At 30.7% G+C, this 13,989-nt stretch carries 10 protein-coding genes; all 10 read left to right on the top strand.

Annotation, left to right across the window (positions count from 1 at the left end; translation table 11 throughout):
* Window position 1 precedes the first annotated feature (1 nt).
* The 10 genes from KQI30_RS07625 to KQI30_RS07580 all read left to right on the top strand — a co-directional run bounded on the left by KQI30_RS07625 (window position 2) and on the right by KQI30_RS07580 (window position 13,906).
* Window positions 2-7,771, top strand: coding sequence for a DNRLRE domain-containing protein (locus KQI30_RS07625; RefSeq protein ID WP_216462708.1), 7,770 nt, complete (start codon window positions 2-4; stop codon window positions 7,769-7,771).
* 20 nt (window positions 7,772-7,791) lie between these two features.
* Window positions 7,792-8,169, top strand: a complete 378-nt coding sequence (locus tag KQI30_RS07620) for a hypothetical protein (RefSeq protein ID WP_216462707.1) — start codon at window positions 7,792-7,794, stop codon at window positions 8,167-8,169.
* A gap of 1,077 nt (window positions 8,170-9,246) precedes the next feature.
* Window positions 9,247-10,194 (top strand): RHS repeat-associated core domain-containing protein, encoded by a 948-nt coding sequence (locus KQI30_RS07615; protein WP_216462706.1) that lies wholly within the window; start codon window positions 9,247-9,249, stop codon window positions 10,192-10,194.
* 57 nt (window positions 10,195-10,251) lie between these two features.
* On the top strand, window positions 10,252-10,683 hold the full coding sequence (locus KQI30_RS07610) for a hypothetical protein (protein WP_216462705.1): 432 nt from the start codon (window positions 10,252-10,254) through the stop codon (window positions 10,681-10,683).
* Between the two features lie 3 nt (window positions 10,684-10,686).
* On the top strand, window positions 10,687-11,178 hold the full coding sequence (locus KQI30_RS07605; RefSeq protein ID WP_216462704.1) for a hypothetical protein: 492 nt from the start codon (window positions 10,687-10,689) through the stop codon (window positions 11,176-11,178).
* Between the two features lie 82 nt (window positions 11,179-11,260).
* Window positions 11,261-11,407, top strand: coding sequence for a hypothetical protein (locus KQI30_RS07600; protein ID WP_216462703.1), 147 nt, complete (start codon window positions 11,261-11,263; stop codon window positions 11,405-11,407).
* A 100-nt stretch (window positions 11,408-11,507) separates the two neighbouring features.
* Window positions 11,508-11,651: a hypothetical protein gene (locus KQI30_RS17050; protein ID WP_253287430.1), complete on the top strand. Its 144-nt coding sequence runs from the start codon at window positions 11,508-11,510 to the stop codon at window positions 11,649-11,651.
* Window positions 11,652-11,698: 47 nt separating this feature from the next.
* Window positions 11,699-12,787 (top strand): RHS repeat-associated core domain-containing protein, encoded by a 1,089-nt coding sequence (locus tag KQI30_RS07590; RefSeq protein ID WP_367397837.1) that lies wholly within the window; start codon window positions 11,699-11,701, stop codon window positions 12,785-12,787.
* Between the two features lie 27 nt (window positions 12,788-12,814).
* Window positions 12,815-13,276 (top strand): hypothetical protein, encoded by a 462-nt coding sequence (locus tag KQI30_RS07585; protein ID WP_216462702.1) that lies wholly within the window; start codon window positions 12,815-12,817, stop codon window positions 13,274-13,276.
* A 465-nt stretch (window positions 13,277-13,741) separates the two neighbouring features.
* Window positions 13,742-13,906 (top strand): hypothetical protein, encoded by a 165-nt coding sequence (locus KQI30_RS07580; RefSeq protein WP_216462701.1) that lies wholly within the window; start codon window positions 13,742-13,744, stop codon window positions 13,904-13,906.
* Window positions 13,907-13,989 lie beyond the last annotated feature (83 nt).

Here is a 13,989-nt window from a genome sequence, read left to right as displayed (position 1 = left end):
ATTGAAAAAATATTTAAAATTTCAATCTATAATTTTAGTATTAGTTATGACGTTAACACTAATATTTAAAGGTATAGATATGAACGTATTAGCAGAAGAAAATATTACTACTTCTAATACTGAAGATGTAGAAGAAAAGAAGGTAGTTGAAGAACCAAAAATAGTTGAAGAACTAACAGAGAAGAGGACGGAAAATACAAAATATTTTCTAAAAGAAGATGGAAGTACAGAAGTAGCTGTATATAAAGATCCAATTCATTATGAAGAAGATGGGCAGTGGAAAGAAATAGACAATACGTTAAAAGAAACTACTACAGAAACAGAAGATAATAAGAAAATAGATGCTATAGGAAGTGAAAATGGAGATTTAAAGTTCAACTTTGCAAAGGATTCCAATGAAGAAAAGCTTGTTTCTATAGTAAAAGAAGGATACGAGATAAGTTGGAATTTAGAAGGAAGTAAAAAAAAGAAGTTAGAAGAAGAAAAGAAAGATAAGAATAAAGAAAAAGAGCAAGTAGATGAATTAATAAAAGAAACAGTAGATAATACAATAAACAATGACAAAAAGTATGACAACATAACAGAAGAAAACAAGAAAGAGATTAAAGAAGTCTTAACTTACAATGAAAACATTAAGACTTTAGAAAGTAATTCAAATATAATAAATTATTCAGACATATTAGATGATGTTACTCTTCAATATATACAAGGGAGTACATCATTAAAGGAAAATCTAATAATAAATAAAAAAATTGATACTGAAAAGTTTCAATTCAATATAACAGCAAAAGATCTTAAAGCTGAATTAAATGAAGATAATACAGTTTCTTTTTATTCAGATAATGATGAAAAGAAAGAGATCTTTTTGATTAAGTCACCGTACCTTATTGATGCAAATGGAGAATCAACTACAGATGTAAAGGTTGAAATTAAAGGAGAAGATGGTAAGTATACACTCATCTTACAGCCAGATAAGTCATGGATGAATGATAAAAATAGAGTTTATCCTATTACATTAGACCCGGTAGTTTCAACATCTACAGATATAAGGGATATAGAAGATAATTCAGTTCATAGTAGATGGGATGTAGCTAATAAAAATTATTACAATACAAATCCATTAACTATAGGTAAGGCAGAAAAGGATGGTAATGATATTTCAAGAACATTTATTAAATTTAAATTGCCATCTGAAATTACATCAGCAGAGATGGTTCTTAAAGCTCAACTTAATTTAGCATTGTGGTCTAAAAGTGATGGAAGATCACAAATAAATGTACATAAAGTATTAGGTGATTGGAACACAAGAAATATTACTTGGAATAACCAACCAGGATACAATAATGTAATCGAAGATTATGCTATGGTAAATGGAAATGGGGGAACTTGGTATAGTTGGGATATAACATCTATAGCTAAAGAGTGGTTTACTACAGGTAATAACTATGGGTTACTTTTAAAAACTGAAGGTGATGGTGGTTATTATCAAGAATTTATATCTTCTGATGTAACTGATCCTAACGTTGTGGCAGGAAGACCTTTAGTACAATTTCAGTTTATTAATGCTTGTGGATTGGAATCATATTGGACATATACTACACAAGATATAGGTAGAGCAGGAACAGGATATGTTAACAATTATAATGGTAATTTAACTTTAATTCACGATGATTTATCAATGAGTGGAAATAGAATGCCTATTAGTATAAATCACGTATTCAATAACTATGAAAGAACTAGAAATATTGGTTATGGAAATGGATTTAGGTTGAACTTAGCACAAACTATTGAACGCAAAAAGTATGGTAACGACTGGTATTATGAACATATTGATGAGGATGGAACTAAACAACGTTATAAGGATGATGGTGGAACAACTCTCAAAAATGAAGTTCAAGAAGAGTTAACATTAACTAAAAATTCAGATGGAACATTTACTATAAAAGATACAGAAGATTCAAAACTGAATTTTAAAGATGGTAAGCTTATTTCAGTAGAAGATAGCAATGGAAACAAGATGACTATAGATTATTGGAATAATAAAATATCAAAGGTTACTGATGGTTCAGGAAGAGTAGTTACCTTAAATTATAATGGGCAAGGTCTATTAGGAGAAATAGTTTATCCTGATGGTAGAAAAAATACTTATGAGTATTCAGGTAATTCATTAACTAAGATTATATATCCCGATGGAAAAAGTAGTAGCTACGAGTATGAAGGTGACAACAGAATAATGCATGCTACTGATTATACTGGTAATAGAGTAAGATATGTATATTACAATATGTCTACATATAGAATGTCTACAGTAATAGCAAATAATGTAGATGGTGAAGAAAACAGTAGAGTAAATTTTGAATATGGAGATAATTCAACAAAGATAACAGATAATTCAGGGAAATACTCTTGTTATCAATTTGATAATACAGGAAAGACAATTTCTATAAGAGATGATGAAGGAAGTGCTAAGTACTATAAGTATGGTGCTTCAAGTAATAAAGGTAAGATAACAGAAGAATCTAAAATGCAAAAATCAGTCCTAAATTTACTTGGAAATCCAGGGGCGGAAGAAGAAAAATGTTGGGGATTTACCAAGGATGGTGGTAATGGATCTGGTGAGTATACTACAAACGAAAAATATGATGGAAATAAGAGTTTAAAGATAACAAAGACAGATGCAGTTTCAAGACAGTATGTTCAAGATATACCTACAGGATTGGATAAAGGTAAGCCATATACTTTCTCTGCTTATATAAAGACAGATAATATAGTATCGACAAAAAATAAAGGTGCTGGACTTGCAATTTACTACTTAGATAAGAATGGAAATTATGAAGAAGTAATTTCAGAATTTATAACAGGAACAAATGATTGGCAGAGGATTCAAGTAACCTTTACAATACCGGCTGATTCAAAAAGTAATCATCTTATTGTAAGACCGTTAGTACAAGAAGCAACAGGAACGGCTTATTTTGATAATTTGCAATTAGAAACTGGAGAAATTGCGAATAGATATAATTATCTAGCTAATAGTGGTTTAAATGGAGTAAATGCATCATCTTCAGGATTAAAGCCAGATTTTTGGAATGGAGGTACTTTTGAAACTGGTAAAGATGGCTTGCTAGAATGTAATGATATAGATCATCCAGAAAACTTAAGCAAATCTGTTATGAAGATTGTTACTAACGTAGATCAAGTAAAAAGACTTATGTGTGGAGCTGGAACTAGAGGTAAGAAAGGTGATGCTTTTGTTTTTAGTTCTTGGTTGAAAGCGGCATCAGTTTCACGTGGGAATATTCTAATTTCTTTGGCGTTTATTTCACCATCTGGTAATGTGTGGAGCCACATTAATATAAATAAGGATTGTAACGATTGGCAATATGTTACTGATGTTATAAAAGCACCAATTGATTATACAGATATACATGTATATGCTCAAGTTTTTAATGAAGCTAATCCAGTGTATCTAGATGGAATACAATTGTTTAAAGAAGAATTTGGAGACAGTTATACTTATGATAGTAAAGGAAATGTAGTATCTGTAAAAGATGCTTCAAAGGAAGAAAGTACTTTTAAATATGATGGAAATAATAATTTAATTAAAACAACAACACCAAAAGGAACGAGTTTTAATTACAAGTATGATGATAAACATAAATTAATACAATCTAATGATTTAAAAATTAGATATATAAGAGATACTCTAGGTGAAAACACGGTAAATAAAGACAATACATGGATAGAAATAAAGGCATTAGATGAAAAAGGTAATAATATTGCAAAAGGTAAAGATGTAATAAGTAATGAAAATGATGCAGTAGGAAGTAAATCAAATGTCGTAGATGAAGATTTAGATTTGGCAAAATGTTATCAAACGGATTCAACAAATTCAACGACAATAAGTTGGGTTCAGGTAGATTTAGGTAAGCAATATAGTATAGAAGAAGTTAAAGTATGGCATTGGTATGATGGTAGAATTTACAACAATACAAAGACAGAAGTGTCTGAAGACGGGAAAACATGGTATACAATTTTTGATTGTGAAACAGAAGGAAAATATTCAGAAACAAAAGATGGTAGAACCTACAAAATATCAGATGCTGTTCCATCAGATACAACTAAAGAAAATGATATATATAGCATTAAGTATGATAAGTATGGAAATCCTATAAAAACATCTATAGGAATGGGAGAAAAAAGTATATCATCATCATCTAGTTACACAGCTAGTGGAAACTATATGTCATCAATGACCGATAGTTTTGGAAACACTGTAAAATATGATTATGATGAAAATAGAGATGTATTAAATAGTGTTACTGATGCTAAAGGAAGTACTACAAATTATCAATATGACAGTTTAAACAGAGTAACATCTGTAAGTAAAAAGGTTGGGAATGAAACAATATCTAATTCCTATACATATAACAATGATAGATTAGAGTCTATTACTCATAATGGTTTTTCTTATAGATTTGGTTATGATAAATGGGGAAACAATACAGATGTATCTGTAGGAAACCAAAAACTTATAACAAATGTTTTTGAAGATAAAACTGGTAAGTTATTAAGTTCAACTTATGGTAATGGTCAAAAGATAACACCAGTTTATGATAAGAATGATAATTTAATTGGAAGAGCATATAGTGGAGATAACTTAGGAACTATCACATATAGTGGAAATGTTGAAGGTGTAGGAAATAAAGTAGCTGTAGGGAATAATTCTGTATTAGGTACAACTGGTGAATCAAAAAGATTAGAATCTTTGAATATAAATATGTCAGGTATGCCAAATGGAATGAAAATAAAATATCAAACTTGTATAGAAGGACAAGGTTGGCAAGAGTGGGTATACGGTGGACAAGAATCTGGAGCAGCAGGTAAGAACAAAAAGTTAGAAGCTGTAAGAATTAAGCTCGAAAATGCACCAGATGGTTATATTGTACAGTATCAAGTGCATATGGAGGATAAAGGATGGAACACACCGCTTTGTCAAGATGGAGAAGTTGCAGGTTTAGAAGGTAAAGGAAAAAGAATTGAAGCAATTAAGATAAATCTAGTAAAGGTAAGAAGTAAAAGTGCTTATGATAACAATGGAAACATTGGAGAATATAGAGATTATGTAAGTGGACTAAATTATAAATATAGATATGATTTATCTAATAGACTTAGAAAAGTAGAAGAATCTACAGGGGCTTTTACTGTTATAAACTATGATAATAAAAATAATGTATCATCAACAGTAGAAACAAGAAATGGTGTAAGTTATGATACAACATATGGATATGACGAAGATAATTATATAAATAATATAACTTATAACAGAAATAATAAAGAATATTCTCAAAAGTTAGCCTATGACGGATTAAACAGGGTAACAACAAAGACAAATATAATGGAAAGTGACACTTCAAGTACTGTAGGGACAGTAACCTATCAAACTAAAAGTGATGGACAAGGATGGCAAGGTAAAAAGACTAATGGAACTATAGCAGGTTCATATGGTAAAAATATTTCGCTTGAAGGAATAAAAATATCAATAAGTGATCTTCCATCAGGAACAAAGGTAAAATATCAAGCACATTGTGCAGACATTGGATGGCAAGATTGGGTATATGGCGGAGCTTTAGCAGGAACAGATGGAACTGGAAAAAGACTAGAAGCAATAAAGATACAATTAGAAGGAGCACCATCAGGATATAGCATAGAGTATAAAGCATATGTAAAAGATAAAGGATGGCAAGAATGGGTACAAAATGGTGAAGTAGCAGGAACAACAGGAGAATCTTTAGCAATGGAAGCAATAAAGATAAGGGTTGTAAAATCTGGAGTTTCTAGCAGCAAAAACTTTACTACAAAATATACATATGAAAAAGGAAAAGCAGAAGGAAGCGGAAGTGTAGTATATCAAAGTAAAGGTGTTAATGATTCATGGCAAGAAAATAAAACAGAAGGTGCATTATCAGGTACTGTAGGTAAATCAAAGGCATTAGAAGGAATAAAAGTTTCACTAAAAGATATGCCATCAGGAAGTAGAGTAAAATATAGAATTTATGATAAGGATGGAGCATGGAAAAATTGGGTATATGATGGTACATTAGCAGGATCAGAAGGAACAGGAAATAGGCTAGAAGCAGTACAAATAGAACTAGAAGGAGCGCCAGAAGGATATTCTATAGAATATAGAGCACATGTAGCAGATAAAGGATGGTTATCTTGGGTAGGAGAAGGAGATACAGCAGGAACAACAGGACAAGGTAAAGCAATGGAAGCTCTTGAAGTAAGACTTGTAAAAACAGGATCATCTGAAAGTACAAGAATAGCTTCAATGGACAACAACGGAAAGAAAATAAGCTATACTTATGATGCTAATGGAAATATAGAAACTATTACAGAAAACGGCAAGACAATAAAATATTATTACAACGAACTAAACGAAGTAGTAAGAGAAGACAACCAAACATTAAATAAAACAATAACTTATAGTTATGACCAAGGTGGAAATATTCTAAACAAAGTAGAATATCCATATACAACAGGAAATCTAGGAACAGCATCTAAAACAGTAGGATATACCTATGGAGATAGCAACTGGAAGGACAAGCTAACAGCATTCAACGGAAAAGAAATAACATATGATGAAATAGGAAACCCATTAACTTATGATGGATATAAGTTCACATGGGAAATGGGAAGACAATTAAAGGCTATTTCAGGAAATGGCAAAGAAATAAGTTATAAATATAACGACAGTGGAATAAGAACAGAAAAAACAGTAAATGGAGTAACAACAAAATATTATCTATCAGGAGATGCAGTAACACTTGAAGATAATGGAACAGATAAGATATACTATACATATGATGCCGATGGCGATTTAATATCTATGAATCTAAATGGCAAGGAATATTTCTATATCAGAAATGTACAAAATGATGTAATAGGACTACATGATAGTGAAGGAAAAGTAGTAGTAAACTATAGTTATGATACATGGGGAAATATAGTATCAATAACAGGAAGTTTAAAGGATAGTGTAGGAGTAAAGAACCCATATAGATATAGAGGATATAGATATGATGAAGAGACAGGATTATATTATCTGCAAAGTAGATATTATAATGGTTCGTGGGGAAGATTTATAAATGCAGATGCATTAATAGGACAACCAGGAGATATACTATCATTTAATATGTTTGCGTATTGTGGAAATAATCCAGTAATAATGGAAGATCCAAATGGATATAGATTTGATATTACTGGTGGACGTGATAATGGTAAATATATAAGTATGGCTATACAATCACAATATCCGGCAATAAAGAAGAATGTTCAGAAGAAAGAAACAATATTATCAGTTAAAAAGACTAATGAACAAATAAAAAGTGCTGTAAAAGGTGAAGCAGGAGGTGCTGCTGATAAAATAGTAGTAGAAGTAGCAAAGAAAATCAATTTACCCAAAGTAGGAAAGCTAGTTGATAAAATTGGACCGGCAGGAAATTACTTTAAATTTCAAGGAATATATTCTGATATGAAAACATGTAAGTTAAATAATGTGAATACTTTTAGATGGGATAATTTGGCTGTATTTGGAGCTATGACAATGTTTGACATTGGAGTAGGAGGATTAACATCAATGTGTATTGTAGGAGCTACAGCAGGAATGGCGTTTGTTCCAACTTTATTAATAGGAGCTGCTATAGGGTTTTCGGGAGCTGTTATTGGAGCTACATTAAAAGAAATGATGGGATTTGAAGAATTAGTAAGATAAATACTTAGGAGGATAAATTTATGAAAAATGAAACAAAAATTCAAGGTATATGTGCAATTATAGGTGGAATAATAGCTATATTAGGATTAACTTTTATAGATGAAGTTAGTATTATGACAATTATTGCAGGAGAATTAATAATTGCTGTAATAATTAGATTTATATATTTAAATATAAAAAAGATAAAGTTTGGAACAGATATAGATATGGCATTAGAGATATCAATATTAATTTTAGGTATATGTTCACCCTTTGCATATATACTAAAAAGTTGTGGGTATGGAGAAGTTAGTGTAATTATAGCTATAATTTCAGTTATGCAGTTTATTATAGTTAAGCCTAAAACTAAAACACATAAAAATTACATAAAACAAAAAGAGTTAGAAAAAGAAAATTAATAGTACTAGTAACTTCAATTATAATAAGGAAGGCAAATTTATTAGAGTATACAATTTAGGATTAAGTGAAGATTTTTATTTTAAAATAGATGAATATGCTAATCTGATAATAGTGACTGTAAGAGGGCATCATGAATTAACTTATAGATTGGATGGAACACTAATAAGTGATAAAACTTTAGATTATATAGATTATAGGGAAGTAAGAGTTATTAAACGTAATTCAAAAACATATACTCTGTCTAATAAATTCTTTTTTACAACTGTAAAATGTGTAGATGAAAAAGGAAATTCAAGAATAATGTACAGAGTACCAATTTATGCAACAATTTTTAGGTTAATACAAGCAATTTCGTTTATAATTTTATTAGCCCTATTTATCAGGTTGTGTATAAAAAAACTAGAGGATTCAGATATTTTTATAGATATAAATATTGGTAATAGGATAAATAAATATAACTTGGGAAATTTCTAATAGTAAAGCTTATGGTAAAAATTGCATAGAGTTATATACAAAGAAAATGAATTAGTGTTTAAAGAAGATAGTCATTAGTAAGTTACAGTATAATTATAATTTTCATTTAAAAGAGATAGAAGACGAAAGTTTTCTATCTCTTTTGTTTTAGTAAAACAATAAAACAGCAAAGCTGAGCCGTAGGCTGTAGAAGATAAAATAGAAATGATGAGATTAAAAGAGAAAGTTAAAAATATAGAAGAAGTAAAACACCAAAGGTGGTGGAGTAGGATATACTTATGGAGAAAGCAACTGGAAGGATAAGCTAATAACATATAATAGAAAAGAAATAAGTTATAAATATAATGATAGTGGAATAAGAACAGAAAAAACAGTAAATGGAGTAACAATAAACAGAGTTCTTGGATTTAGGGGAGCGAAGCGAGACTAAAGGTTAGAAATCGTTATCCAGGGACGTAGCAGCCGTTTATTCACGAAGTGAATATTACGGATGGTAGTCATCGGGCAAAATATTATCTATCAGGAAGTGCAGTAACACTCCTAGTGATAATGGAACAGATAAGATATACTATACATATGATGCCGATGACGATCTAATATCTATGAATCTAAATGGAAAAGAATACTTCTACATAAGAAATGTACAAAATGATGTAATAGGACTACATGATAGTGAAGGAAAAGTAGTAGTAAGTTATAGTTATGATACATGGGGAAATATAGTATCAATAAGTGGAAGTTTAAAAGATAGTGTAGGTAAAAAGAACCCATATAGATATAGAGGATATAGATATGATGAAGAAACAGGATTATATTATCTTCAAAGTAGATATTATAATGCAGAGTGGGGAAGGTTTATAAATGCAGATGCAGGAATTGCAGAAGTGGGCAGTATTCAGGGATATAATATGTTCCAGTACTGCAATAACAATCCGGTGAATATGAGTGATGAAAGTGGATATTTGCCAAAGTGGATGAAGAAAGCAGCAAAGGTGATAAAAAAGGCAGCGAAGGTTGTTGCTGTTGTAGCAGTAGTAACAGTTGCAGTCGCAGTTACTGTATCTACATTGGGATCTGCAGGAATAGGAGCTGCAGTTTTGGCTTCAGCAGCTATCGGTGCAGTAGTTGGAGGAGTTTCTAATGTAGTGAAGCAGAAAGTTGTTGATAAAAAGAAAATGAAAAATATTAATGTAAAAGAGACAGCAATAGCGACAGTGACTGGGGCTGTAGGTGGGGGATTGGCAGCTACAGGAATCGGACTACTGGGTCAAGTAGCAGGGGCAGCAACATTATCGGGTTCGTCAGCAATTTTGAATAATCAAGGACCAATAGAGGTTGTTAGAAGTATGGCAGTTGGAGCTTTTGGTGGTGCGTTAGGAGGTGCAGGTGCATATTCATCTATGAAGTCAGAGGGAGTAAAAGCATTATTCTTTACTAATACAGCACGTACCAAGTATCTAAGAGATTGTGCATCCAGTGCAATTTTTAAAGGTTGGGTTGTTAGTACTGGAAATGATTATTTAGGAATGATAAAGTGGACACAGGATTAAGTAAAGGAGTATGGTGTATAAAAAATAATAGTATAGTTAAGGCTGAGGTGGTTAAAATTGTGGAATGATATAGCTTATTATATGTACATACTTTTTAGACAATGGGTAATGGCAGTAGCGTTTTCTTCTGTTAGGCTGTCTTTTAAGATAGGAGGAGAAATAGAAGCAAGAGGAGTAGGTGTATGGAGAATTCCACCAAGGCTAAAAATATTAGAGAAAATCAATAGGCTTACTTTAAGAAGGGGAAGGTACTACATAAAGATACATGGGGTAATATATTTACTCGTTTGTTTTATACCATGTATGGTGCTATTTATACCTTATGTAATATTATTGCTAAATGGTATAGAGTTTCATGAAACTTTATTAAACATTGTAATGGTAATAGATGGGGTGAGTTTTATTGTGTTTGGTACAATCACGGTAATACAATTAATAATAGAAAATATTCAAAATATTAAGAGACGCAAAAAAAGGAGGCATAGATGATATATGTCAAATTCAAAATTGTTAGAAGTATCAATTGATAATAATAAATATAATATTGAATATAAAAGAAATATGTGGACAGGCAAAGAAATATTAGTAATTAATGGTGAAGAGATTCAATTACCTAAAAAGTCATTTCGAGCTTTTACAGGAATTGATGTTCCAGTTGTGTTAGGAAATGATAAATGTAGGTTTGTATCTATAGGTAGTAAAATTGATATAGCATATAATGGAAAATACTTAATAAGTGGTAACAAATATACAGGATTAAAGTCGATTTCATGGTGGTGTTGGATATTTATAACTCTATGTCTTGCTATTCCAGTTATATCGCTAGGTGGAGCATTGCCAGCAGTAATAGCAGTTATGGGTGTTATGGGATGCACAAGAATTAATGTAGGGGATAAGAGTACAATTTTAAAAGTTACTTTGTGTTTCTTAGTTACAGTTATGTGCTGGATTACATTTTTACTTTTATTATCCATATTAAGTTAAGGGGTTTGTAAATAAATTCAAAATGTATTTATATTATATGAAAGAATAAAAAAGAGATAGAAGACGAAAGTTTTCTATCTCTTTGATTGTAGGGAAACAATTAAACAGCGAAGCTGAGCCGAAGGCTGTAAAAGATAAAATAGAAATGATGAGATTAAAAGAGAAAGTTAAAAATATAGAAGAAGCAAAACACCGAAGGTGGTGGAGTAGGATATACCTATGGAGATAGCAACTGGAAGGACAAGCTAACAGCATTCAACGGAAAAGAAATAACTTATGATGAAATAGGAAATCCATTAACTTATGATGGATATAAGTTCACATGGGAAATGGGAAGACAATTAAAATCAATTTCAGGAAACGGCAAAGAAATAAGTTACAAGTACAATGATAGCGGAATAAGAACAGAAAAAACAGTAAATGGAGTAACAATAAACAGAGTTCTTAGATTTAGGGGAGCGAAGCGAGACTAAAGGTTAGAAATCGTTATCCAGGAACGTAGCAGCCGTATATTCACAAAGTGAATATTACGGATGGTAGTCATCGGACAAAATATTATCTATCAGGAGATGTAGTAACACTTAAAGATAATGGAACAGATAAGATATACTATACATATGATGCCGATGGCGATTTAATTTCCATGAACTTAAATGGCAAGGAATATTTCTATATTAGAAATGTACAAAATGATGTAATAGGACTACATGATAGTGAAGGAAAAGTAGTAGTAAGTTATAGTTATGATACATGGGGAAATATAGTATCAATAACAGGAAGTTTAAAGGATAGTGTAGGAGTAAAGAACCCATATAGATATAGAGGATATAGATATGACGAAGAAACTGGATTATATTATCTGCAAAGTAGATATTATAATGCAGAGTGGGGAAGGTTTATAAATGCTGATGCATTAATAGGACAAACAGGAGATATTTTATCATTTAATATGTTTGCGTATTGTCATAACAATCCTGTTAACATGAGTGATGAAAGTGGATACTTGCCAAAATGGTTGAAGAAGGCTGCAAAGGTAGTAAAGAAAACGGTAAGTAAAGTAGTAAAAAAGGTAAAGGCAGTAGTTAAAACAGTTAAAAATAAAGTAGTTTCATCATATAAAAATGTCAAAAATGCTGTTAAAAATTATGGGCCAGTTATAAAGAGTTCGATAAAGCAGACAAGTAAGAATGTAGCATCATCAGTAAAACAAACGGGTAGTAATTTAATAAATAAGGGAAAGAATTTTGTTACAAGTACCACGTCTGGAGATATAGTTAATGCAGTAGGATCAGGAATAGACAATTCATTATCAGCTATAGAGACTTTTAGCAAGTTTGCAACAAAAGTACAAAAAATAGGGGCGTGCGGAATAGGATTGACGGCATCTGGTATACTTTTAAATTTTAAGGATGGAATTACATTTGATGCAGCTATTTCAAGTGCAATAGATGTAGCTAGTCTGGGAATTGGTTATTTGGCAGGACTTGGAGTAACAGCTGTAATGTCTGCAGTAGGAGCTCCAGCAATAGCTGGAATATTAATTACGGCAGGATTAGGATGGGTAATATCAGTTACCGCAAGTAATATAAAACGAGATGTAATAGAATAAACAAATGAAAGAGAGGAAGTTGATTATATGAAAAGTAATAAGTCAATAAATAATAAAGTAGGCGGGACTTTAGTATTAGTAGCTATGTTTTTAGCACAATGTTTTACCGAAGAATTTGTATTAAAAGGGTGTTTAATAGCAGGTGTTTTGCTTGTATCAACATTAATATGGACTTTAGTTGCTTTTAATAAACCGCATAAGAAAAAGGTAGTAGGATTTATTATATCTGGTTTGGTGTTGTGGATTACTGTTACGATAGCATATTCTGATGGAATACTAATTAATATTAGTGATCGTTTTATATTGATAATATCGGTGATAGGTTTTGTACAGTTACTTATTTATTCAACGTATGTTATGTTTACTCTTGACAATAGTAATGAGAAAATAAAAGAAGCTAAAAAGACATTTTTAAAATCTATGATAGGAATAATAATCATAATAGTTTGTACTACCTTATTTATACTGGTAGTAAAGTGGCTTGAATAGTAAGAGTATTTTTAAATTACTTGAAAGTTTCTTTGTTAGCCTGAATATGGATAAAAATAAATAAAATTAAAAAGAGATAGATACGAAGGTTTTCTATCTCTTTTAGATTACAAAAACTATTAAAAAGAAAGCTAAGCCATAGGCTGTAAACAATAAAAGAAAAATGATGAGATGAAAAGAGAAAGTTAAGATTGTAGAATAAGTAAAAAGACTCCGAAGATATAGGAATAATAACACTAACAGTAGGATGTATCTAAGCAGATAGTAACTAGAAAGAAAATTTAGGATATGCAGTAATGCTTGAAAATAATAGAACAGATAAGGTGAAATATATATATGATGCTGATACGTTAATGGGATAACTTGAAGGCATCTTATTATTTAATATGTTTGCATATTGTCACAGGAATTCTGTAAGTATAAGTGATAAAAGTGGATATTTTTTAAAAGTCGATTAAAACGGCAGTGAAGAAAGCGGTAAGCAATGTAGTAAATAAAGCAAAGAATATTTATAATAATGTTAAAACAAAAGTGATAAATATATTAAAAAACACAGTTATAAAGAATTCATTAAAAGGTTTTGTGCAAGTGGCAGGAGAGAATGTTGTTGAACAAGCTATTAATAAATAATTAATAAAAACAACAACATCAACGAGGTATTTAAGAAGATTGATAATTATTTTGATAAGAATAAAAGGTAGTGAGGAATTATA

The sequence above is a fragment of the Clostridium bornimense genome, assembly GCF_018917145.1.
In the GTDB taxonomy this organism is placed as follows: domain Bacteria; phylum Bacillota; class Clostridia; order Clostridiales; family Clostridiaceae; genus Clostridium_AN; species Clostridium_AN bornimense_A.
Note: the sequence above shows the minus strand (reverse complement) of the source record. Positions and strands in the feature narration are given on the sequence as shown.

What these genes read in the sequence shown, in the direction of transcription:
- KQI30_RS07585 (WP_216462702.1), top strand. Translation starts at nt 12,815, where the DNA reads ATGAAAAGTAATAAGTCAATAAATAATAAAGTAGGCGGGACTTTAGTA.
- KQI30_RS07615 (WP_216462706.1), top strand. Translation starts at nt 9,247, where the DNA reads ATGAATCTAAATGGAAAAGAATACTTCTACATAAGAAATGTACAAAAT.
- KQI30_RS17050 (WP_253287430.1), top strand. Translation starts at nt 11,508, where the DNA reads ATGGGAAGACAATTAAAATCAATTTCAGGAAACGGCAAAGAAATAAGT.
- KQI30_RS07605 (WP_216462704.1), top strand. Translation starts at nt 10,687, where the DNA reads ATGTCAAATTCAAAATTGTTAGAAGTATCAATTGATAATAATAAATAT.
- KQI30_RS07620 (WP_216462707.1), top strand. Translation starts at nt 7,792, where the DNA reads ATGAAAAATGAAACAAAAATTCAAGGTATATGTGCAATTATAGGTGGA.